The organism is Marinomonas sp. PE14-40 (genome assembly GCF_051623805.1).
Lineage (GTDB): Bacteria > Pseudomonadota > Gammaproteobacteria > Pseudomonadales > Marinomonadaceae > Marinomonas.
Genome location: NZ_CP130700.1, coordinates 2,608,076 through 2,632,330 on the forward strand (window position 1 = coordinate 2,608,076; position 24,255 = coordinate 2,632,330).

Here is a 24,255-nt window from a genome sequence, read left to right on the forward strand (position 1 = left end):
GCCTAGCGGACGTCTAAATGGTTGAAATATCAGTTTTCATGGATCGCATCTTATTAATCTGTTGGTAAATATTTAATATTTAGATATGTAGCGTCAAAGGAAAGACTATATAGTGGCTATTCGTATAAAAGACAGAGCATCGGTAAAACATGCGCAAACAATCATTGCAGCCTCATTAATTTTGAGTTTGATGTTTGGGATTTTGCAGGCTTTTTTAGATCTCGAGAGTGAAAAAAAGCAAATCCAACAGCGCTTCAGTAGTATTCTTTTGCTATCGCATGACCCAGCCGCTCAAGCCGCCTATCAGTTAAACTCGCCACTGGCTAAGCAGGTCATTAAAGGTCTGTTATCTCACCCTGATATTATTAAAGCCGAAATTATGGATGACTTTAATAGTCAGCTCGCTAGTGATACAGCCCAACCCAGTGATGAAAACCAACTCACAAAAATCATTGCCACCTACCTCTTTAGTGAACAAGAACATTTAGAAATCCCACTTACTTTTTCACCTAAAGACATCAACGTGGGCTCTCTTAGTATTAGCTTAGATTCTCAAGCTGTCGCGAAAAGCTTTATCGCAAGGGCAACAAATGTCTTTTTGTTAAGCTTGATTAAAAACCTCATCCTATCTCTGATTCTATTAGCCTTTTTCTATATGGTGCTCACCCACCCTTTAACTAAGCTAACCCTTTGGATCAGTTCGATTAAGTATGACAATAAAGCCATCGACAACCCGCCGTTAAAAATTAAAAAAGATGAGTTTGGCCTACTCATTAAACAGTTTATTGCCCTTTGGAAAGAAAGAGAGAGCGCCGAAGCACAGTTAAGGGAATACGCCTACTTTGATCTCTTAACTGGTTTATCAAACCGTCGCCACCTATCTGACATTTTGCATAACGCTATTATCAAGATTCAGCACCAACCCACTATTGGTGCACTCTTTTATATGGATCTTGATAGATTTAAGCATATCAATGATTCACTAGGACATGCGGTTGGTGATGCGCTACTGGTTACAATAGGTAAGCGTTTAAGTGAGTTTAAAAATGACGATACCAGTGTTGCCCGACTTGGCGGCGATGAATTTGTCATCTTAATTCCTAATATCGCGAAAAACGAAGAAGAAGCTCAAATTGAGGCAACTCGACTTGCCAATAGAATACTGACTTCTATTGCAGAACCTCATACCTTAATTGGCCATTTGTTACATACCTCAGCCAGTATTGGTATTTCTATTATTCGACAAGATTCCAACACAGGCCAAGATATCCTTCGTCATGCTGATATTGCCTTGTACAAAGCTAAAGCAGAAGGTGGCAACACTTACCACTTCTACGAAAATCAGCTTCATATTCAGGCAGAACAGCGCCTCAGCATAGAGCAAGGGCTTCACAGTGCCATTGAAAACAACGAGTTTTATCTCGCATTTCAGCCTCAGTGTAATAAGGATGGCGACATCATAGGCGCAGAGTGCTTAGCCCGTTGGAAGCATCCTATTTTAGGGGAGATATCCCCTGGTGACTTTATTCCGATTAGTGAAGAAACACGACAAATTTATCAATTAGGTGATTGGGTATTAAAGACGGCTTTTCTACAGATTACCCAGTGGTTACATCAAGGCTTACCTCATAACTTTAGTCGCCTTGCGATTAATATCAGCCCTATTCAATTTCAAGACCCAAACTTTGTTGAACGAGTACAAGAGCTCTTGGTTGAATGTAAATGCCCGCCACAGCTGATCGAGCTAGAAATTACGGAAAGCTGTCTATTCAAAGATGAACATCTAGCTAAGCAGAAGCTAGCTCAAATTAAAGAGATGGGCATGTCGCTCTCTTTAGATGACTTTGGAACGGGTTATTCGTCTCTTCGTCACTTACGTGAACTGACTCTGAACGTTATCAAAATTGATCAATCCTTGATTCGTGACCTACATAAGAATGAAGTCGATAAGGATATTACTGACAGTATTTTATCTTTAGCTCAAAAACTAAAAATGAAAGTTGTCGCAGAAGGGGTAGAAAATCAAGAAGAGATGGCTGCCTTACTTGAGCTCGGTTGTGAGTTTTACCAAGGGTTTTATTTCTCCAAACCCTTAAATGCCAAGGCCTTTGAAAAGCTTGTCTTCGAAGATCATAAAGCTGTACACAATGTACTTAATCAAACATAAAGTGCTTTAAAGCACATAAAGTAAGATGCCTGGTATGGTGACTAGACTAATCAAGTTACCTATTAGTACCATAGAGGCAACTTTGTTTGGTTCCTGCTGGAACAGCTCAGACACAATATAATTCAGTACGGCTGGCGGTAAGCAGGCAAACACTAAAAGATAAGCAAAATACTCCTCCTTTACTGGCCAAATCTGCTGCCAGACAAGGGCGGCTATCAGGCCTGTTAACGGGCATAAAATACCCGCTAATAAACCCAAGCGCCAGTTGGTTAAGTCCACATCATTCATTCTCACACCCAAAGCAAATAACATTAATGGGATAGAGATTTGCCCTAGCATATCAATCGGGACAGATAAGGAAACCGGCATACTCCAGCCAGAGAAACTAAATAGTAAGCCAAATATAGTCGCCAATACCATCGGCATGGTGAGTATGCTTTTCAGCTTGGTTTTAGGGTTGATGAGATACATGCCTAAGGTGAAGTGAAGCAGGTTTTCTGTCAGAAAAAGTACGACAGCAATAGGTAAAACGGATTCACCAAACGCCAACACCATTAAAGGAATACCTAGGTTACCGCTGTTATTAAACATCATAGGTGGTAACAAGGTTTTGGTAGAGACGCCCATAAACTTGGCAATCGGCCAGGCTAACAACCCAGAACCAACCACAATAACAGCGGCCCCGAGAATCAAGCCTTTGTACTGCATCACATGGAAACTGCCAGACGCCATGACTGAAAAGATTAAAGCGGGCACAAACACATCCATATTGATGCGATTGGCTATCGTCATATCCGTCGCACGCCACCTTGCATATAAAAAACCAACGAGCACCACAAACACCAAAGGAAATACCGTATCAAAAGTACGTGATAATAATTCGGACTGTTCCATTGTCATTCCTTAAAGTATTGAGGTAGTACGTTTTTCCATGCTGATAACGTCTCTTTATTAAAAGCATGGGTTTTATAGGTGCGCATGCTAAAGTTAATATTAATTAACCGCAAGCTAGTTTGATCAAGGGCTAAATACAGCATATGCAAGAAAAGATAATGAGAGATAAAACCCTTAAGATCACCTTGAGTCAATCCGACCAAAGGATGAGCTACCAGACAAGCACAGAAGAAAATATTATTGAAAGCTTAGAGAAACAAGGTCGAGAAGTACGAAAAGCCTGTGATAACGGTGTTTGTGGCGTGTGTTTAACCAAGCTCTATGCTGGCGAGGTAGACTATGGTTTACGAGAACCTTTTGGCTTGAACCAGAAAGAATTAGAGCAAGGTTATATACTGCCCTGTATTGCACACTGTAAAACCGATATCGAGATTGAAGTGCCACCAGCACCAAGGCCAAAGCGAAATAGGCCTTAAGACAAGTTCAGACCTTTAGCTCAGTCACACTAAATCAGTTAAGATAAACCTATCCTCAACTCTCAACTAATTTGATTTTTCTCCATGCCCTTTGATTTTACTGCTCTAGATCTGCCAATTACTCAAATTATTGAGCCTCTTCGTCAACAACTTAACCAGCATGATGAAGCTATTTTAGAAGCAGAGCCTGGAGCAGGTAAAACCACCTTAGTGCCTTTAGCTTTATTAGATCAACCTTGGTTAAAGCAGCAGAAAATACTCGTACTTGAACCAAGAAGATTAGCAGCTAAACACGCTGCAGCTAGGATGGCAGAGCTGCTCAAAGAACCCCTAGGTAAAACTGTGGGCTACCGCATTCGCCACGAACAAAAAGTCAGCCCAGAAACGCGTATTGAAGTCATTACCGAAGGAATCTTAGTTCGATTATTGCAAGATGACCCTAGCCTTGAGGGCATAGGTTTAATCATTTTTGATGAGTTTCATGAACGCAATCTAGATTCAGACTTGGCTTTAGCCCTGTGTCTTGAAAGCCGTGATTTTCTTCGTGAAGAAGAACCGCTTAAGTTGCTCATCATGTCGGCGACCTTGGAGCAAGCTTCTTTAGAAAAAGCCTTAGGTTGTCGTCGTTTATTTTGCCCAGGCCGTAGCTTTCCTGTCAGGGTCAATTATCAAAACTTAAACCTAAAACAAGATGAGATACTGCCTCACCTTAGTCGTACTGTGTGTCATGCACTAAGCCATGATGAAGGTGATATTCTTGTTTTCTTACCCGGTCAAAGTGAAATCAACCGACTAGAATCAAGCTTGCAAGATCAGCTGGCGGATCATTGCGAGGTGCTTCCTCTCTACGGCAAATTAGACTTTAAAGCTCAGCAAGCGGTATTGGCACTTAACAAGCACTCAGATGATTCCTCAAATAAAGCGAATAAGAGACGAGTCATACTTGCCACTGCGATCGCACAGACCAGCTTAACCATTCCCAGCGTTAAGGTCGTGATTGATTCTGGCTTAAGCCGAGAAGCCAGATTTGATGCGAATACAGGCCTGACCCGCCTTCATACCAGAAAGGTAAGCCAAGCTGAAAGTATTCAACGCACTGGCCGTGCCGGTCGTACCTCAGAAGGTGTCTGTTATCGGTGGTGGAGCGAAGACGCGCAAAGCCGCCTCATGGAACAAGCTCAACCTCAAATCATTACAGCAGACCTTAGCAACCTTGCTTTAGAGCTTGCTAAATGGGGAGCCAGCCACCACCAAGATTTGACCTGGTTAACCCCAGTTCCAGAAGGTCATTGGCAACAAGCTGTTGGGCTTCTACAACACCTAGGTGCTTTAGAGAAACAAGACAATTTAAAGCTAACCGCGTTAGGTGAAGCCATGTCTCAATTCTCTGCCTCAGCCCGTATTGGTCGATTAATCCTTGCAGGAATCGCGATTAAAGAAAGCAAATTAAGCACACTTTTAGGTGCGCTTATTATGGAAGGCAATAGCGGCCAAACTCAACAAATGGATTTGAGTGAACAAGCACTAGGTTTTCACACTAAGATAAACCAAAAGGTCACTAAAACCCAGCAACAGTTGTTACAGCAAATGAATAAACTGGCACAGGGATTAGTGAATAAGATTGAGCTAACTTCAAACCATCTTACGGCATCTGATCTAGCGGCATTTACACAAGAGGACAAAATAAGCTACTTGCTTGCCTGCGCTTATCCAGATCGTATTGCCAAACAACAAGCGCTAGATAACAGCAGCCAGTGGCAAGATTATAAGTTAGCCAATGGTCGTTTAGCTCAGCTACATAAAAGCCAAGCCGTTGCGAAAGCAGGTTTTATCATTGCCTTAGAAACCGGCGGTAACAGCAAGTTTAATAAGGATCAGATTTTCCTAGCGAGCCCTTTAAATCCTCACCTCTTTGAGAGTGCGCTTCATGAACTCACCAGCGTCGTTGAAAAGGTGAGTTGGCCTAAAAATAGTGAGCGGTTACTTTCCAGCCAAGATACTATGATTGGTGGATTGTGCATTGCCTCCAAAAAGCTTTCTCAGATTTCTGAAGAGGCTCAAATACAGGCGGTTTGCCAACATATAAGAAGCTTAGGGTTACACCTTTTAAACTGGGATAAAGCCGCCTTGAGAGTAAGACATAGACTTGCCTTTATTCACCAAATAATTGAATCAGATCAGCCAAACTTACCTGCTCAGATTGCACAGTTCCAATGGCCCAAAGTGGATGATGCTAGCCTACTGGACAGCCTAGAGGCATGGCTGGCTCCTTACTTAGCGAATGTCAGCACTCATGCTAAATTAAGCCAGCTATCCCTTGCTGATATTTTGCTAAATCAATTGGAGTGGAACCAGCAACAAGCCTTGGCAAAGCTTGCGCCAGAGAGTTTGAAAGTCGCTTCGGGAAACCAAATTCGATTAGATTATCAAGCCTTCCCCCCTAGTTTAAAAGTCAAACTACAGGAGATGTTTGGCACATTGAAAACACCTAAAATTGCAGGCACCAAGGTGAAAATTGAGCTTTTATCACCGGCTCAAAAACCTCTGGCCATCACTCAGGACCTAGAGCACTTTTGGCAAAATGCCTACCATGACGTGAAAAAAGAGATGCGAGGCCGGTATCCAAAACACCCTTGGCCTGACAATCCTTTAGAAGCCATTGCCTCAGCCAAAACCAAAAAAGCGTTAAGCCGAGATTCCTAGCAAACTTACTCAAAAAAGAACAAACTCATTAAAGAAAGAGCAAGCTTTAAAGCTTGCTCAAAGCACTGGCGGTTAATGCGCGACTAAAGCTCGTGTTTTTCTTATGGTTAGGAGACCAGCCTTCTAAAAAACGCTGAAAGTCAGCCCAAGCCAACTCAAAAGCAAAACGCCACTCTTGCTCTAAGGCTTTGATGTCTAACTCAGAATTTAATTCAGCTAAACACATTTTTAGCTTAACGAAATAAGCATCCAGTAACTGACCCCAGTGGGTTTGGCACTCTGATTCAGATAAACAACTACCAAGCAGATAAATGAAATCTTTCATGCCACAGCCAATACCCGTGTATTGAAAGTCTAGAGCGGCGACTTTCACTCCATCGGTCTGACTCTTTTTTGAAAAACAAAAATTAGCGACCTTGGCATCCCCGTGAATCAGGGTTTTAAACCTTAAGTTATTGAGCTTTTTATCTAAGGCTGCTGCTTTTTGTTTTAGCTTTGATTCTGGCATTTTCTGCCATTCATCTGGTCTTGTGGCCAAATGCCAATAGCTACCTATTGGCCATAATCCAAAAGGCTTAGGCAAACCTTGTGAACAAGTAGCAAAGTTATCCACTTTATTTTCAAAACCTTGCGGCATGTGACTCGACATCCCCCTATTATCTGGTTTAGCAAAGTCCTGAAGAAAGAAGGCATGAAAACTTGCCAGCCAGTCAATACAAGGCAAGATTTGAGTCTCAGTTAAGCTGTCATACCTTAATGGGAAGCCTGAAGCATCTAAGTCTTCAAGGAGAAGAACTTGCTGGCAACTTTTTCGATCATAATAAGCTTGATAGCAATAAGGGATATTTAAGTTACTAGGCCAATTTTCCAGCTTTCTTGTTTGGTTAAAAAGCCGATAGGCATTCATTTCGACCTGATAAGAAGATAGTTTTCTTTGATGAGCAATATCACTTTTCCAGCCTCTTGGGTGAACAACCCTCTCTGGCGGATTAACCCACTTCACGACAACAGAGGTGGGTAGCTTTGCATTAGATGAAGCTTGAGATAAAGATGGGGTAAGTTCGAACTTAACGATTTCACCATAACCAGACCACAAACTTTGAACCCTTTGTCCAAGGCTAACTTTTTCTAATTGAAAGCCTTGTTTTAACCAATGGCGAATAACCTCTTGATCTAGATTGTCAGACAGTAAATTTTGAAAGCTTGAATTAAAAATCTGTTTGTCTCTTGCTAAAGGCTGCAAAGCCACTCCCCTATTAAGCAAAAAACAGCATTCTATCAGTTTAATGACTGAGACTCAGAACTTTGGAGATGTCGCTCTCTTTAAAAAGGGGATTAATAAAGAGAGCCTTAGTTAAAAGGAATAGAAATATAACGCTGGAACCAAGTAATTAAAAATAATACTCAGCCATAAAAGTAACACCTTGGATGACGTTATCTTCAAACTTAGTTCCCATATCATCTTCCACATCTTTAGCGACAGCATATTCATAAGCGGCAATTAAATTAATATCATCTACAAGATATGAACCCGCTAAAAAGATACCTCGGTAACCGTCATTTGGGGCTAACGGATTTACTTTTTCTTCTAATGGCTCTTCGTGAATATATAGAATATAAGCACCAGCCTCATCACTAAACTGTTTGGCTAACCCTAACTTATAAGTCATGGCATCCTTTTCATAGGTTGCCAGCTCTCCCGCGACAGATGAGCTAATCACTTGATCACTCCACTCACGCCACTGGGCGCTAAAGGTTAGCAATGTTCCTTCTGCTATACCGGTTTGAAAATCAAAGATGATGGCTTGAGGTAAGATAAAATCACTGCCACTTTTAGCCGTGTCTGTTGCACCCCCCGTATTCGATAAAATAATGTCACTTGTTTCTGTTACATTAAAACTGTGGTCGACTTTACTTTGAAAGACGAGACTGGCTCGCAATGCAATATCAGGGATTGCAAAAGAAGCACCCGCAATATAACCAAGCGCTGTATCCGAGCCAAAATCCGCTTCAATACTGGGGACACTTCCCGGTGTTTGGTTAGCTGAGACTGAGGCAATATTACTATTTATCGTCATATTGCCTGATGTTTTATTAATGGTAGGCCCAGCTATTAGGGAATAACTTTCGTTAAATTGATATTTAAAGGTAAGCGCTAAGCTTTGAGTTTCTACTAAGGCTTTGGTACCTGCATAAAAGCCTTCTTGATGGGAAACATTTAGATTATAGGGATCATACAATTGTGCGCTGACATCGATCTTATCTGTGAGTTGCTTATGCAAGCCTAAGGTATATACCTTAGTATCATCAAAAGATTCTCCGGTTTTCCCTCCACCTAAGCTTGTCGAGTAATCTCCGTTAAAATTATAACGATAACTTGAATAAGCAAGATTGACCTTTTCTTTATCACTGTAAACCAAGCTTAAATCATAAGGTGTGAATTCATAGACAGCAGCACTTGCTGAGAAAGGAGCCAAGAGTGCTAAACACACAAACGGCATGTTGAATTTATTCATGGATAGTCCCTAATTTTTTATTATTGTTTTCCATGCTCCTAAGCGTTATTAGAGAAATCACCGCTTTTCAAGAAACCTTCTCAGAAAAAGAGCACTAAGGTAAGCGTCTTAAAGGTCACTTTAAGTGGCGAAATTCAAACTAAATGTGGTTAAAAGCATTGATTTTCAGACTATCATGATTTTTTTGAAAGTAAGAATAACCAGCTCGGCCATATCCTGACAAAATCGGACTAATTCATTTTGAGCTTAGGACGAGCGTAAATAGCGTTAAACTTTACTGCGATAACTGGAGGGAGCTTTGCCTGTCCACTTCTTAAAAGAGCGATAAAAACTGGTGCTATCGCTAAAGCCAACAAGTTGCGCAATATCTTCCATCGCAAGGTTTGAGTCCTGTAGATAACGTAAAGCGAGCTCTTGGCGAACCGCATTAAAAATTTCTTTATAGGAGGTATTTAGTTCAGTAAGCCGTCGTCTTAAACTACGTTCACTCATAGCAAGTTGTTCGGCCACTTCTTGAATAGAAGGGTATTTTTCAGGTGCTCGTAATAACGCTAAATGCACTTTACCAACAAGGCTACGATTAGAGTCTTGCTGCAGTAGCATGTCATCACAAAGCTTAATCGCTAGGCTTTCAGTCACAGGGTTATAAGACTGATTCGTGCGCTCTAAATCTTCTTGCTGAATCACGACCTGACTCACAGGTGCATCAAAAACTAAAGGACAACGAAAAAAGACTTGGTATAAGCTCAAATTATCAGGCTCTGGGTAGGCAAAATGCACAGCAAGCGGCGCATAAGAATCGTCTAGAAAATCACGGGTTAATTTCACATGACCTGATAAATCCTCATCTACCAAAAATCTGAATAAATGATCAGAAACTTGATGGGTAGGACGAGAGAATCGACTGCATTCATTTTCACCAAAACTCATTTCAACATGAGTAAGATTGGTTGTCGTTTGAAAGTAGCTTTCTGAAATACGCAGTGCATCCCAACCATTTTTACAACTGGCAATCGCATAACCCAACATGCCTAAATCACTCAAACTCTCTTGGCTACCTACCGCTAAACCCAATGCAGTATCACCACTGAGTGTTAGCGCATTATCAATAATCACCATACTTTGATCAAAGGAGATCAAGGTACCTTCTTGGGTCAACTCCCCTTCTTTAATACCAGCATTTTGAGTCAAAGCGGCCGTGTTTAAGCCCCTTTGATAAAAAAGACTCGTTAGCAGGTGAAACAAATAAGTTGGAATAGCGCAATCTTGTCGAGCAAAGGGCACCAAAGGTGAACGCAATGTGTGATTCATAAGGTTATTTCATTATTTTTATTTTTTATGATTGGCCGAGATTGTCAGGGTCTGGCCTCATATGTGGTTTTTCTTGCTGTGAAAACTACCTACCATTTAAATCCGATATTCAGTAATTGACAACAAAAATAGAAAATAATTACTCAGGCGCATATTACTAACCTAGCTAAACACTCTTTTGCTCAGGCGATAAGCGAGTTTTATTTTCCTTAATATCCGTATTTGAAAGGTAAAAACCATGCTTAAACCCTACTTTTTACTGCTAGCAAGCTGCTTTATCTCCCTTTTCATTACAGGTTGTGAGCAGGTACAAGATGATGCAATGAGGCTTGAACAAGCAAGGTTACTTACGCCTTCTAACAAAGACCTAAATGGCATTTATCAACGTAGTTGCGTTGCTTGTCATGCAAACCCTGACACACAAGCCCCTCTTACAGGCGACCTCATCGCTTGGCAGCCAAGAATAGATAAAGGCATGGAAACTTTACTGACTCATGTAGTGAATGGTTTTGGCGGCATGCCGCCATTTGGCATGTGCATGGATTGCAGTGAAGAAGAGTTTGAGCAACTCATTCAATTTATGGCGCAAAGCAAATAGTCATTAAACCGCTGTCAGGCGAGTTTATACATACTTTTCAATTGCTTTCTAAGAACAAGAATAAGGACACAGATTATGATTAGTCGACGCAATTTATTAGGCTCATTAATTGGTACAGCAGTCGGTGCAAGCTTAAGCCCTACTATCAGCTTAGCACAAGAAACCAGCACAATGTCGTCTGAAAAGACGCTGGAGAAAGTTACTCGAAAAAGCCTTCCTTGGCGAAATTGGTCAGGTTCTCAAGAGTGCTTCCCTCAGTCACGCATTGCCCCCAAAAGTCTTGCTGAACTGCAGCACATTATTACTCAGGCAAAAGGTCATATACGCCCTGTTGGTGCTGGTCATTCCTTTAGCCCCCTTGTGCCGACTCAAGACACAATATTGTCTCTTAGCCGTATGACAGGGGTTATCTCCCATGATGAAGCCACTAATCAAGCCGTCATTATGGCGGGTACTCGTTTGGGAGACATAGGCAAACCATTAGCTGAACGTGGTCAAGCCATGATAAATATGCCTGATATTGACGAGCAAACATTAGCAGGAGCGCTGGGTACTGCCACTCATGGCACAGGGGCTAGCTTAGGTTGCTTATCGGACTTTGTTGAAGGCTTAGAATTAGTCACTGCCAACGGAGAGGCTTTGTCTTGTGATAGACAGACAAACTCGGATATTTTCCAAGCAGCCAGAGTTAACCTTGGCGCTTTAGGAGTTGTTACTCAAATTCGTCTACAAAATATGCCCAAGTATCGCCTTAGACGCGAAACAAGCTGTCTCGCTATTGATGATATTCTCGATAATGCCGAAGAGATTGCTAAGGCAAATCGTAATTTCGAATTCTACTATATCCCCTTTTCTGGCTATGGCTTGATGGATACCCACAACATCACAGATGAAGCCCCCTCTGTCACAGATAAGATAGACCAAAATGATGGTACTGAGACCCTCAAGCAATTAAGGGATTGGCTAGCTTGGTCTCCTAGAATTAGGGAATATATTTTAAGTCATGAAATGCAAAAAATTGAAAAAGAAGTGACCATCGCCAACTCTTGGCAAAACTATGCGCAAGAACGCAATGTACGATTTAATGAGATGGAATATCACTTACCTAGGGAATATGCCGTTCAAGCTTTCAGAGAAATTAGAGACACTGTCGAGAAACATTTTGATGAAGTCTTCTTCCCGTTCGAATTCCGCTTCGTAAAAAGTGATGATATCTGGTTAAGCCCTTTTAACGGTCGTGAAACTTGTTCCATTGCTGTCCATAGATTCTATAACGAAGACTATCAAGCCATGTTCAAAGCGGTTGAGCCTATTTTCAAAAAATATCATGGCCGTCCACACTGGGGCAAACTCAATAGCATGCAAAGCCAGGAGTTTGCCGAGCATTATTCTAATTGGCAAAATTTTAAAGACATCAGGCAGTCATTGGATCCAAAAGGTAAGTTTTTAAATCCTTACTTAAAAAGCCTGTTTGATATTGCATAGGAGCGCAACATGTCTGATCAAGTCAAACCTTCACGTCGTCGCTTTATCCTTGGGGGGATTGGCCTAGCTGCCTTTGCAGGCCTTGGCATTGCCAAACCAAGTGATATTGGTGAAAACCATAATCACTATTTTAATCAGCTAAGCTTGGCCTTAGATAATAAAGCCCTTTCCAAACCTAACTTGGTAATAGATAAAAACCTATTAATTGACAATATTAAGGTGCTTAAAGCGCATTTAGCTGGACGCTTTGATTATCGTATTGTCGCGAAATCTTTACCCTCGATTCCGCTACTGCGTTTAATTATGGAGCAATCACAAACCAACAAACTTATGCTATTCCACCGGCCTTTTTTGAATCAGGTTGCTCAAGCTTTGCCTGATTCAGATGTGCTGCTAGGAAAGCCTATGCCAGTTACTGCAGCGGCCAATTTTTATCGCCTTTATGCAGCTAATCAAACGCCAGAATTTAATCATGAAACCCAACTACAGTGGTTGATCGACTCCCCAGAACGACTCCACCAATATCAAGCATTGGCACATAGTCTTAAGGTTAAAATGCGGATTAATATCGAGCTTGATGTAGGTTTCCATCGTGGTGGTGTTGCCGATGATCTACTCTTCGAGAAAATGCTTAATCAAATCGATGCTGATCCTGCATTAAGTTTTACAGGTCTAATGGGCTATGAGCCTCACTTGGCAAAAGTACCTGGGCGTAAAATAGCTTTGAGGGATGCTGCCATGCAAAGCTATCGAGATAAGCTGGCCATCGCACTTAGAATTTCTGGAAAAAGTGCCGATGAACTCACTCTAAACTCTGCAGGCAGCCCAACTTATCAGTATTATGATGAAGGTGATTACCCTCATAACGAAGTGGCAGCAGGCTCTTGCTTAGTAAAACCAAGTGATTTTGATTTAGACACCCTGTCTGATCATGTCGCAGCCGCCTTTATCGCCACACCAGTACTAAAAGTGATGCAAGATACTCAAATTCCTGGCGTTGATGGCTTAGGTCGACTGATGTCCATTTGGAACCCTAATCGCAGTAAAACCTTTTATACCTATGGCGGTAATTGGAAAGCTAATCCTATCTCACCTAAGGGTCTCAGCATTAACCCTGTGTGGGGACACTCGACTAATCAAGAAATGTTAAATGGCTCTGATAATATTCAACTAAAAGTCGATGACTGGATATTTTTAAGACCGACGCAAAGTGAGTTTGTCTTTTTACAGTTCGGTAATATTTCACTTTATGAGACAGGTAAGATCACCGCCAGTTGGCCTGTTTTATCAGAGCAAGTTGGTTAATTCCTCTCGTAACTTATTCACAATAAGGCAGAAAAAGTAAGTTCTGCCTTATTCCCCCACTCTATATGTTTTTGACAAGCTCAAGTTTGAGTTGTAGCTTAATAAGGTGCGTAAGCAAACTTTCACTTTTGGGAACTTGCTCTTAGCTTGACGCACTATGCGTGTCTTATAAGTTCAATGATCCTCAAGGCCTTTTAGGTCAAATTCTCAAGATTCATAACAGGTTAAATTATAGGTATGAAAGGAAGCCGTTATTCGCCTTCCAAAAAGAAGCAGACCCCAAACTTTGAAAGCGTGTTAATTATCACCAAGGAGCCAATCATGGCAACAGACGTTGAAATCGCACAGCAATTTAGCCCCAAACCGATTACTCAAATCAGCGACCGTTTAGGTATTAATCCCGCCCACCTTTTACCTTATGGCAAAGACATTGCCAAAATCGACTTGGATGCTTTAAAAACAACTAGCAGCAAACGAGGCCGGCTCATTTTAGTTTCCGCTACTACCCCCACCCCCTCTGGCGAAGGTAAAACCACCACGACAATCGGCTTAGGCCAAGCCTTCACACAATTAAATGAATCCGTATGTTTGGCATTAAGAGAGCCATCCTTAGGCCCATGCTTAGGTATGAAAGGTGGCGCAACAGGCGGTGGTTATAGCCAAATTATGCCAGGGGATAGAATTAATCTGCATTTCACCGGTGACTTTCATGCCATCACCAGTGCAAACAATTTACTTTCTGCTTCAATCGATAATCACATCTACCAAGGTAATCAGCTAAACATAGACCCAAGGCAAATTGTCTGGCGTCGAGTCATGGATATGAATGACAGAAGCTTGAGAAATATTGTGCTTGGTTTAGGCGGTAAAATGCAGGGCATTCCTCGTGAAGGTGGCTTTGATATTACCGCGGCTTCAGAAGTCATGGCTATGCTCTGCTTAGCAACCGACGCTAAAGATCTAAAAAAGCGACTTGATCGAACCTTAATTGGCTACACCTTTGATGGAACGCCAGTTCACGCGAAACAACTGGATATTACTGGTGCCATGATGGCTTTATTACGAGACGCACTTCAGCCTAATCTAGTACAAAGTTTTGAAGGAACACCCGCCTTTGTACATGGAGGCCCTTTTGCCAACATTGCGCATGGTTGTAACAGTATTATTGCCACACGTATGGCCATGCACCATGCTGATTGGGCCATTACAGAAGCGGGCTTTGGCTTTGATCTTGGCGCAGAAAAGTTCTTTGACATAAAATGTCGTATTGCTGAACTCGACCCTGATGCTGTGGTACTCGTAACCACTGTCAGGGCACTTAAAATGCATGGAGGCAAAGCCAAAGATGACTTAATTAAGCAAGATTTAGAAGCAGTTAAGCAAGGCTTAGAGAATCTTGATAAGCATATTGAAAGCGTGGAATTATTTAATAAACACCCTGTTGTAGCATTAAATCGCTTTGCGACCGATACAGACGAAGAGATAGACTTAATACGAGCCAGATGCGCGCAACATAATGTATCTTTTGCAGAAACAACTCACCATGCAAATGGCGGCAAAGGCGCTATTGAGCTAGCGAAAGTAGTGATGGAGTCTGTTAGTAAAAACCGTCCTTACCAACCGCTATATCAATTAGACTTACCCGTTATAGAAAAGGTGAAAGCTGTTTGCAAAGCCATGTATGGGGCATTTGATGTGGCATTTTCCAAAGAAGCAGAAAAAGACTTAAAACATGTGGAGCAACTCGAGCTCACCCATTTACCTGTTTGCATTGCTAAAGCACCCAGCTCTTTATCTGATGATCCAACACTTCATGGTAGACCAAGAGACTTTGAAGTGACGGTCAGAGCCATACAGATCAATGCAGGAGCCGGCTTTTTAGTGGTGCTGACAGGCAATATTATGCGTATGCCTGGCTTACCTAAGCAACCCGCAGCAAATAATATTGAGCTATTAGAAAACGGTATCATTAAAGGTCTAGAGTAACCCATAGAAGAAGGAACAAGACTCGCTTGTTCCTTCCTTTAAAACCAAGTCGCTTTCTATCAACTTCTTTAAGAGTCTACTCCTCGACTTAAAGCCTATTTCCCTTTTTATATTCTGTATCGATTTCTTTACAGGCAAAGAAATTATTGTCAATAAAATTCCCTATTTAATGATTGTAATTATATGCAAATACGGCAGAATAAAAGACGATTTTTAACTTGCTCTACTAGATAGATACAAATTAGCAGCAAGCTTTACGACCCCTCTGAAAAATAGGACTCAAGCACCATGTTTAAGCATTTAAAAGCGGTTCCAGGCGATCCTTTATTAGCGCTCATCATAGCTCACCGTAATGATCCAAATCCTAAAAAGATTGATTTGGGTGTAGGTGTTTATAAGGATAATTCTGGCCATACGCCGATTTTAAATAGTGTTAAAAAAGCCGAAGCAATTTTATTAGAGCAAGAAGACTCTAAAAGCTATATTGGCATTAATGGCGCACCTGAATTTGCACCTGTTGTACAAACACTGCTTCTAGGTGAAAACAGCAAAATTATTGCTGATAAACGTATTTTCTCTGCACAAACGCCAGGTGGTACTGGCGCACTAAAAGTTGCAGCCGACTTCATTGGTGCTAACTTATCTAATCCTAAAATTTGGGTAAGTGATCCAACTTGGGGTAACCACCTACCTATTTTCAAAAGTTCTGGCATTGAGATCGCGGCATACCCTTATTATGACGCCGAAACGAACGGTCTTCGTTTTGACGACATGATGGCAACGCTTAAAGCAGAAGTAAAAGCAGGTGATGCCATTTTACTTCACGCTTGCTGTCACAACCCAACCGGTATTGACCTGAAAATCGAGCACTGGCACGCCCTTACAGAGCTAGTACTTGAAAAAGGTTTACTACCGCTAGTTGATGCTGCATATCAAGGTTTTGGTGATGGCTTAGATGAAGACATGGCAGGTCTTAGATACATGGCAGAACGTGTGCCTAGCATGCTAATCGCTAACTCATTCTCTAAGAACTTTGGTATTTATCGCGAACGTTGTGGCGGTATGAGCATCATTGCTGAAACAACAGAAGAGGCAAGCAACGCATTTTCTATTGTTGGTATGGCGATTCGTGCAAACTATTCGATGCCTCCTGCTCATGGTGCGTCTGTGGTTTATACGATTATGCAAGACAAAGTATTGCATGCAGAATGGGAAGCTGAAGTAGCGACGATGCGTGATCGTATTAACGACCTACGCCATAAGTTAGTAGAAAGCTTAGCAAAATCATCATGCACAAAAGACTTTAGCTTTATTAAAGATCAAAGAGGTATGTTCTCTTATTCTGGTTTAACGCTTGAGCAAGTACTTAGATTGCGTAATGAGTTTTCTATTTATATTGCTGATACTGGTCGTATGAATATCGCAGGTATCACAGACGATAACCTTGAGTACCTTGCTCAATCTATCGCAACTGTCGTTGGTTAATCGCTTTTAAAAGCACTAAAAAGGGAAGCATGATAGCTTCCCTTTTTTTATGCTGAATCTCAGTTTATCTAATGCAGAACCGGTGGATTCTTGGATTCAGCCAAACTAATTTCTGGATGATTAAACTGAGCAAGACGCATAATGGAGGGCTCAATTAGCTCCTGCCAAAAAATAATTTCTTCTCGGCTCATGTTATCCAATTTATTCCAGCCCGCCTCTGTACCAAACAACCTTACCGATGCTAAAACTTCATCTAAGAAGCTTTTGTCACCTTTTCGCGTTAAGCCAGTTAAACGAGCCCCTCGCATAAAACCAACACACCACTCATCAATGACAATTTCCTGATCGCCGTCTACTTCAACTTGTAAGTAAACAGGATGCAGTTCACCCTTTACAAGACAGTCCATCGTATTAACATACATAAGAAGAACGAGACTTAAGAACTCTTCCTCTTCCTCTGGTGATGCCCAGGCTGGCTGGTCTTCATCCACCCCCCAAATACCTGATATCCAAGCATCAGGCTCAAGACTATCTTTAGTGCAACCCAAAGCAGTAAAGTAACCATCTAATTCAGATACACACATTAAAGAACGTTCACAACCATAACTCGCTAGATAATGATCAAGACGGTTATAAAGAGCGTCTTCATCAATCGCATCTTGATTTTGCTCTTCTGTCATAATGATTCCTTAGTAGGCACACAACATAAAAACCTACATTTAAAACAAAGCTATATCTCTATTTTAACTCGAAATTTCCTATCTTGCTTTAGCATTTCATTTTCTAATGAAAAATTAGTCCTATTTACTTACTTGATACCTATTCAAGCTAACCTGAAAAGAACTGGATAATTGAAATAAGCTCGTCTTCAGTTTCATAAAGTCAAGCAAGTTCACAAACTAAACAGCATCAGGCTGATTAAAAAACAATCAAGTCAATCAGTATATTTTGAAAATATTGCTTTAAATCTAAAAGATAGAAAAGCACTAAAGAGATTATTTCGACGATTTTATTAAGAGATAAACATTTCTTTTACAAAAAATAGCCATAAAACTGCCGTTTTAATGTAATATTGTGTAAGTGTCTTTGATATATCTCATAGACTATTGAGTAGCCAATGTCGTCATTATGCAAATACTTCAATTAATTAAGACAGATTCGCCAAATATGTTGAGCCAGCCCTTAAAAGGTTTTTTTCTCAGTATATTCGTGTTGATGATGTTTTTTGCCCCTTATAGTGAGTCTTGGACCAACTTATGGCTCACTACTTGTGATTGGCAGCAAGACGTTTGGCGCTATGTTACGGCTCACTTCACCCACTGGAACATTAACCATCTGATTATGAATATGTCTGGCCTAATGATTTACATTTGGCTATTCATGGATGATATGAAATCAGGTAAGTCATTTTACGAGCAAGCCTTAAGCACCCTTTTTATACTCGCTGTCATCGATAGCTATTTGATTACCTGCTACAAGCTAAATACCTACGCAGGCTTTTCTGGCATTCTTTATGGCTTATTTGCTTTTGGCTCAATTCGTTATTGGCGCTCGAATAAACTCATTTGTAATCTTGTGATCTTAGTACTGATGTTGCAATTACAGCCTTGGTTTGAAACCACCCACTTTGTCGCCGAACAAGGCATAATAATCGCCAAAAATGTCCACTTAATCGGTGTTCTTAGCGGTGTTCCTGCTGCAATCTTATGTTTATACCTCGATAAGCGCTCAAGACGTAAGCCTGATACTCGTCTACCAGGCCTTTCCTAAACATGAATAATTAAGCCAAATGCTTAATAATAGTTTTTTGATTTAGCCCGGTAATCGCATGATCCAGTTGGCGATTAATCAGGTCAGTATCCAGTTTAGGTTCTAACTCTTTTGCGCTCGCTGCCTGATTAAGTGGCGTTAAATGGAATTCATTAGATTCTTTCTCAAGTGCAAAGCTCCCAGTGCAGCTAGGACAATGTAGATGATCGCCTACTTGGCTTTCTCTTTGAACCACTATCGTTGGACCGCAAGAAGGGCAAGATTGAAGTGGAATGCCTTCGTCACTGTGCCCAATAATATGGGCAAGCTCACCAGCCTCACCTAAAGCAATCAAAGCATCAGCAAAGCCTGCGTCAAATTGTGTTCCCTTATTTGCTGCAATAATCGAAAGCGCTTTTTCTTGTGGCATACCAGCACGATAAGGGCGAGAGCTTGTCATCGCATCAAACGCATCGCACAGACCCACTACCTTCGCCATATCACTAATATCTTCAGCTCTAAGACCTTGAGGGTAGCCACGACCATCAGGCCTTTCATGATGTAATAAGACAGCATCTTTGACTAAGTCAGCTAACGGATGTCCAGATAACATGCGAAAGCCAATATCCGGATGAGTTTTGATAATCTCGTATTCAGCATCCGTTAATTTATCAGTCTTACGTAAAATCGCATCAGGAATACCTACCTTGCCTAGATCATGTAAAAAACCACCTAGACTAATACGGGCAGCATCATCCTTAGATAAGCCAGCTTTGAGTGCAACCAACTCAGAAAATTTAGACACGCGCCACAAATGCCCACCCGTATAAGGATCTCGAGCTTCTACAAACCAAGCCATGGTCATTAAACTGGATAATAAGCTGGTGAAATGAGAGTCGCTTATATTATCAATTGAATTATCTGCAGAACCAGAGACCCATTGATTTACCTTCCTCAGTAAACTCATAAAAACACCTATGATATGTAAGTCTTAGTGGCACTTTATGCCATTGAAATGAATATATAGATTAGGACAAAAGGAATGTCACTAGGTTCAGTCAATACTTCACAAATGGACAGTATTAAGGAACCTCCGAATAAGCCCTCCCGCCTCAGCGTGTAGATAAAAGCACCTAGGTTTATGACGAGGGCCACAACTTAATAGTTGCTCTATTGATAAGGCTCTCAACTTAAATATAGGGCTTTTAGACCACGCCCTTCGAGTCTTTCAGAAAAAATGACACTCTGTGTTGTCCCTTCTCGAAAGGTACCTACATTACATCAAAGTGACGCCTTGTTTGTCACTTTTTCTGATAAGACTGAGAATAGGTGGCTTAATCGTAGGTTCCTTAACTAAACCTAATAATGAAATTAACATGTTAGTCAATAGTGGCAAGGTTACCATAGGTTTCTAGCCAGATTTTACGGTCACCTGAGCGCTTTTTAGATAAAAGACGATCTAGGGCTTCACCCGTTGTTTCCACATCTTCCATGGTCAACTGAATCAAACGTCTGGTATCAGGCGCCATGGTAGTTTCTCTCAATTGAGACGGGTTCATCTCACCTAGTCCTTTAAATCGCTGAACATTTGGCGTAGAACGCTTATGCTCTGCTGCAAGCTTATGCAAGATGATGTCTTTTTCTTCATCATCTAGGGCGTAATGCACTTCTTTCGCCACATCGATTCGATACAAAGGCGGCATAGCAACAAAGATATGACCAGCTTGAACCAACGCAGGGAAATGCCTAACGAACAAGGCGCAAAGTAGCGTCGCGATATGTAATCCATCCGAGTCCGCATCCGCCAGAATACAAAGCTTTCCATATCTTAATTGGGATAGATCACTGTCTGCAGGATCAACCCCTAGCGCGACAGAAATGTCATGAATCTCTTGAGAGGCAAGGACTTCTGATGAGTCAACTTCCCATGAGTTCAAGATCTTACCTCTTAAAGGCATAATCGCTTGAAACTCTTTATCTCTGGCTTGTTTAGCAGATCCACCAGCCGAATCACCCTCCACTAGGAAAAGTTCGCTTCGGGCTGTATCTTGTCCCGCACAGTCTGCTAGCTTTCCTGGTAAAGCTGGGCCTTGTGTAATCTTTTTACGCACGACTTTTTTACTAGCACGCATCCGTTTTTGCGCACTAGAAATAACGATATCAGCAATTTTTTGCCCATCATCAACATGCTTGTTTAACCATAAACTGAAGGCATCTTTTACTGTGGCAGAAATAAAAGCCACAATTTGACGAGAAGATAAACGCTCTTTGGTTTGCCCCGAAAATTGCGGCTCTTGCAACTTAGCTGACAATACATAACTACATCTCTCCCAAACATCTTCTGCTGTTAGTTTGACCCCTCTTGGTAACAGGTTTCTAAAGTCACAAAACTCTTTTATGGCTTCAAGAAGTCCTGTTCTTAACCCGTTTACGTGGGTACCGCCTTGCGCTGTTGGGATCAAGTTAACATAACTTTCTGTGACTAACTCACCACCTTCTGGTAACCACTGTACCGCCCAGTCAACGCCTTGAGTCACCTCTATGATGCCACCAACAAACGGCGTTTCAGGCAGTAATTCAAAGCCGGCATTTGCTTGAGCAAGGTAATCTTTTAAACCATCTTGGAAGAACCATTCTTCCTTTTCGACTTCTGAGCCTGACTCGTTAATAAAAATCATATGTAAGCCAGAGCATAATACCGCCTTGGCTTTTAACAGGTGCTTAAGTCTGGAAACAGAGAATTTAGCAGAGTCAAAGTACTTAGGATCAGCTTTAAAGCTTACTTTTGTTCCTGTATTCTTTTTACCACAGGTGCCGATTTCAGTTAGGTCTTGTGTTTTTAAACCATCAGCAAAAGCAATATGGTATTGGATACCATTTCGTTTTACCCAGACATCAAGTTGAGTCGATAAGGCGTTTACTACAGAAACACCCACACCATGCAAGCCACCGGAAAACTGATAGTTATCACCAGAGAACTTACCACCAGCATGCAGTTTGGTTAAGATTAGCTCTACACCTGACACACCTTCTTCAGGATGAATATCGACAGGCATACCACGGCCATTATCTTCAACGCTTAAGGTACCGTCTTTGTGTAGGATTACTTCAACCCTATCAGCATGCTTTGCTAATGCTTCATCGACCGAGTTATCGATAACTTCTTGGGCTAGATGGTTAGGTCGGGCGGTATCCGTATACATACCAGGACGTTTTTGTACTGGCTCTAAGCCACTTAGGACTTCAATAGAATCCGCATTATATTGATTGGCAGACATTCTTTTTCCAACTTCTGTATAAGATTGTATTCTTCATCCGCTTTTTGTGCTGATAAGACAAGAAGGTAAGTGGATTACTAAACTTTATTGGGCATCAGTCTAACACTGCCCTGCATGAGTTTACAGTCGATAAAAAAACTAGAATTGAAATAGAATAAGTCTAAATACTTTTATCAACATGCTGAGGTAGAAAACTTATTCTTTACTTCTCTAAACGAGATTGGCAAAGCGAAGTATCTGGTCCAGATAGCGCTCAAAACCTACAAAGCCATGATCGCCACCCTCTTCCAAGCTAGTTTCAACCCCTTGGTAATAATTCAAAGCATGGCGATAATCTAAGGTTTCATCCCCTTTCTGCAACATTAACCAAAACAAACTAGGTTTGGTTAAAGGCACATCATACTTTTGCAATTGTTTTATATGGTCTTGTGTAAGGACATACTCTTCTTCAGTATGATAATTTTTTTGCAGACCTAAGTGGTGTTGAAGTAATAAAGGCGCACCCACAGCAGGGTTGAGTACCACACATTTAACATCATATTTATGGGCAAGATAAGTTCCATAAAAGCCACCGAGTGAACTGCCAAATAAACATACACCTCGATCTAAATTTGCCTCTATCAAGGCCTCTATAGCGCCGATGGCTTTGGTCGGTTCCCAATCTAATCGAGGCACAATAAGAGAGTCGGACAAGCCTATCTCTGCACAGTGCTGTTTTAATAAACTCGCTTTTTGGGCATTCTCAGAACTATTAAAACCATGAAGGTATATCAAACAAGGCATCTAGAATTACTCGAATAAATAGAAGGGAATAGAATAACGGGCAAGCGTTTTAACCTATCAGGCAAATGCCACGAGGTCATCTTGGTTAAGTCGATAACCATGTTTTAAACACAGTTCTAGAAGATCTGCGAGCTGTTGATTCAAACGCATTTTTTCGTCTTTATGCAACATGGCATCATTCGGATAAGGGTAAGCCCCTTGATATTGTCTATGGCCATCAGTAATTTCAGCAATTTTAACATCATGATATAAGCGAACAGTCATATTCACCCCATGGTCAAACAATAAGTCTGTTCGTTTTTGCTGGCCAAAGGTTAACTTAAACTGGCTGGTATATTGACTTTCTTGGGTTAAAACAAGACTTAGACGACTTTCTTGTCCACCAATACTGTGAATCAAAAAATGCCACTCGGCTTCAGCTTCTTTACTGCGCAAAATACGCGCAATGCGACGATAATTAAGTTCGCCAAGCATTTGTAAGCTGTTTAAGTCGGGGATATAAGCATCTTTTATCATATTCTAACTACTTTTGATTACACCTTGTTTTGGCATATTTGCCTCTTGCTCTAAAGCCTCTTTATAGTGGCCTATACGCTTATCTTTCTCAGCCCAAAATTGATTAAAGCAATCATTAAATTCCAACCTATGAATACCGGCAGGTTGAAAGTCTGCTGAGCTTAGCACTTTTTCAGGAAACGGAATGTTCCGGACAACTACCTTAGCAGATTTTAAACGACCACAGAGTAAATCCCAAAATGAAATATTTTCTTGTGGATAAATAACACTCATATCCACAATGGCTTGAAACTTATCAGGCATGACTTGTAATACAAACGCAACACCACCCGTTTTTGGTTTTAATAAATGCTGGTAAGGTGAGTCCTGCTGGTCATGTTTCATTTGACTCCAACGTGTTCCTTCCACAAAGCTTAGCACTGTATTGGGAGCTTGCATAAAACGCTGGCATGATCGACGTGTGGTCTCTATATCCTTTCCTTTCAAATGAGGATGTTTAGCAAGAAACCCTTTACTGTAGCGACGCATAAAGGGAAACCCCATCAAATAGGTCGCAGTACCAATCAAAGGTATCCAGATAAGGTTATGTTTCATAAAGACTTTTGGGAGAGGTATTCGCCCTTGTATTTGAGCAAAAACAACAAAAATATCGACCCAAGATTGATGGTTTGCAATAACAAACTGCCAAGTATCAGCCTGCCTTTTCTGCTCTTTATCTAATATCCAATTAGCTCTTAATACTTTGCGAAACCAATAATTAATGGCTGCAAACCAAGTTTCATATAGCTGATGATAAATGCTTTGAGACCTTTGTTCGTCTTGAGGTCGCCATAAAAAGTAATAAAGCGCTACTAGGTGCAATAGCGAGGCTAAACCTAGGGTGACAAGACAGATATATAAGAAGGATAAAACGCCCAATAAAGGTCTAAAGGGCGCGATTACTTGCATTAAGACGTTTAACATTAGACTTATTCACCCACTTGTTCATAGCTTGATTTTGTGG

Annotated in this window: 19 protein-coding genes; 9 read left to right on the forward strand and 10 right to left on the reverse strand. The window is 41.2% G+C overall.

Going from position 1 to position 24,255, the window contains the following annotated elements; translation table 11 throughout:
- Positions 1 to 112: 112 nt before the first annotated feature.
- Positions 113 to 2,167, forward strand: a complete 2,055-nt coding sequence (locus Q0A08_RS12040) for a putative bifunctional diguanylate cyclase/phosphodiesterase (RefSeq protein WP_438467574.1) — start codon at positions 113 to 115, stop codon at positions 2,165 to 2,167.
- 6 nt (positions 2,168 to 2,173) lie between these two features.
- Here the strand turns inward: Q0A08_RS12040 and Q0A08_RS12045 are convergent, their stop codons facing one another.
- Positions 2,174 to 3,061: an AEC family transporter gene (locus Q0A08_RS12045; RefSeq protein WP_438467575.1), complete on the reverse strand. Its 888-nt coding sequence runs from the start codon at positions 3,059 to 3,061 to the stop codon at positions 2,174 to 2,176.
- Between the two features lie 158 nt (positions 3,062 to 3,219).
- On the opposite strand from Q0A08_RS12045, the gene Q0A08_RS12050 reads away from it, so the two are divergent.
- Both Q0A08_RS12050 and hrpB read left to right on the forward strand, forming a co-directional pair.
- Positions 3,220 to 3,537 (forward strand): 2Fe-2S iron-sulfur cluster-binding protein, encoded by a 318-nt coding sequence (locus tag Q0A08_RS12050; RefSeq protein WP_438467576.1) that lies wholly within the window; start codon positions 3,220 to 3,222, stop codon positions 3,535 to 3,537.
- Between the two features lie 84 nt (positions 3,538 to 3,621).
- Positions 3,622 to 6,240, forward strand: coding sequence for an ATP-dependent helicase HrpB (hrpB, locus tag Q0A08_RS12055; RefSeq protein ID WP_438467578.1), 2,619 nt, complete (start codon positions 3,622 to 3,624; stop codon positions 6,238 to 6,240).
- Positions 6,241 to 6,286: 46 nt separating this feature from the next.
- Here the strand turns inward: hrpB and Q0A08_RS12060 are convergent, their stop codons facing one another.
- The 3 genes from Q0A08_RS12060 to Q0A08_RS12070 form a co-directional block, all read right to left on the reverse strand.
- Positions 6,287 to 7,483, reverse strand: a complete 1,197-nt coding sequence (locus Q0A08_RS12060; RefSeq protein ID WP_438467580.1) for an oxidoreductase family protein — start codon at positions 7,481 to 7,483, stop codon at positions 6,287 to 6,289.
- A gap of 148 nt (positions 7,484 to 7,631) precedes the next feature.
- Positions 7,632 to 8,756 (reverse strand): outer membrane protein transport protein, encoded by a 1,125-nt coding sequence (locus tag Q0A08_RS12065; protein WP_438467582.1) that lies wholly within the window; start codon positions 8,754 to 8,756, stop codon positions 7,632 to 7,634.
- Positions 8,757 to 9,023: 267 nt separating this feature from the next.
- Positions 9,024 to 10,067, reverse strand: a complete 1,044-nt coding sequence (locus tag Q0A08_RS12070; protein WP_438467584.1) for an AraC family transcriptional regulator — start codon at positions 10,065 to 10,067, stop codon at positions 9,024 to 9,026.
- Positions 10,068 to 10,305: 238 nt separating this feature from the next.
- On the opposite strand from Q0A08_RS12070, the gene Q0A08_RS12075 reads away from it, so the two are divergent.
- The 5 genes from Q0A08_RS12075 to Q0A08_RS12095 all read left to right on the forward strand — a co-directional run bounded on the left by Q0A08_RS12075 (position 10,306) and on the right by Q0A08_RS12095 (position 16,926).
- Entirely contained in the window at positions 10,306 to 10,665 is a 360-nt protein-coding gene (locus Q0A08_RS12075) for a c-type cytochrome (protein ID WP_438461788.1), read from the forward strand.
- Between the two features lie 75 nt (positions 10,666 to 10,740).
- Positions 10,741 to 12,150 carry a D-arabinono-1,4-lactone oxidase gene (locus Q0A08_RS12080; protein WP_438461789.1) on the forward strand — a complete coding sequence of 470 codons (1,410 nt, stop codon included), beginning with the start codon at positions 10,741 to 10,743 and terminating at the stop codon, positions 12,148 to 12,150.
- A 9-nt stretch (positions 12,151 to 12,159) separates the two neighbouring features.
- Entirely contained in the window at positions 12,160 to 13,455 is a 1,296-nt protein-coding gene (locus Q0A08_RS12085; RefSeq protein ID WP_438461790.1) for a DSD1 family PLP-dependent enzyme, read from the forward strand.
- Between the two features lie 321 nt (positions 13,456 to 13,776).
- A complete protein-coding gene (locus Q0A08_RS12090) occupies positions 13,777 to 15,441 on the forward strand; it encodes a formate--tetrahydrofolate ligase (RefSeq protein WP_438461791.1) in 1,665 nt (554 codons plus the stop codon).
- 288 nt (positions 15,442 to 15,729) lie between these two features.
- The gene (locus Q0A08_RS12095; RefSeq protein ID WP_438461792.1) at positions 15,730 to 16,926 is read left to right on the forward strand and encodes an aromatic amino acid transaminase; all 1,197 of its coding nucleotides are present in this window, start codon (positions 15,730 to 15,732) and stop codon (positions 16,924 to 16,926) included.
- A 68-nt stretch (positions 16,927 to 16,994) separates the two neighbouring features.
- Here the strand turns inward: Q0A08_RS12095 and Q0A08_RS12100 are convergent, their stop codons facing one another.
- Entirely contained in the window at positions 16,995 to 17,606 is a 612-nt protein-coding gene (locus Q0A08_RS12100; protein ID WP_438461793.1) for a UPF0149 family protein, read from the reverse strand.
- Between the two features lie 448 nt (positions 17,607 to 18,054).
- Here Q0A08_RS12100 and rrtA point away from each other — a divergent pair, with 448 nt between their 5' ends.
- The gene (gene rrtA / locus Q0A08_RS12105; protein ID WP_438461794.1) at positions 18,055 to 18,696 is read left to right on the forward strand and encodes a rhombosortase; all 642 of its coding nucleotides are present in this window, start codon (positions 18,055 to 18,057) and stop codon (positions 18,694 to 18,696) included.
- A gap of 10 nt (positions 18,697 to 18,706) precedes the next feature.
- Here the strand turns inward: rrtA and Q0A08_RS12110 are convergent, their stop codons facing one another.
- The 5 genes from Q0A08_RS12110 to Q0A08_RS12130 form a co-directional block, all read right to left on the reverse strand.
- A complete protein-coding gene (locus Q0A08_RS12110; protein ID WP_438461795.1) occupies positions 18,707 to 19,642 on the reverse strand; it encodes an HD domain-containing phosphohydrolase in 936 nt (311 codons plus the stop codon).
- 412 nt (positions 19,643 to 20,054) lie between these two features.
- The gene (parE, locus tag Q0A08_RS12115) at positions 20,055 to 21,953 is read right to left on the reverse strand and encodes a DNA topoisomerase IV subunit B (protein WP_438461797.1); all 1,899 of its coding nucleotides are present in this window, start codon (positions 21,951 to 21,953) and stop codon (positions 20,055 to 20,057) included.
- A gap of 210 nt (positions 21,954 to 22,163) precedes the next feature.
- Positions 22,164 to 22,736, reverse strand: a complete 573-nt coding sequence (locus Q0A08_RS12120; protein WP_438461798.1) for a YqiA/YcfP family alpha/beta fold hydrolase — start codon at positions 22,734 to 22,736, stop codon at positions 22,164 to 22,166.
- Positions 22,737 to 22,793: 57 nt separating this feature from the next.
- Entirely contained in the window at positions 22,794 to 23,252 is a 459-nt protein-coding gene (locus tag Q0A08_RS12125; protein WP_438461799.1) for a DUF1249 domain-containing protein, read from the reverse strand.
- 3 nt (positions 23,253 to 23,255) lie between these two features.
- Positions 23,256 to 24,215, reverse strand: a complete 960-nt coding sequence (locus Q0A08_RS12130) for an acetyltransferase (RefSeq protein ID WP_438461800.1) — start codon at positions 24,213 to 24,215, stop codon at positions 23,256 to 23,258.
- Between the last annotated feature and the right edge of the window lie 40 nt (positions 24,216 to 24,255).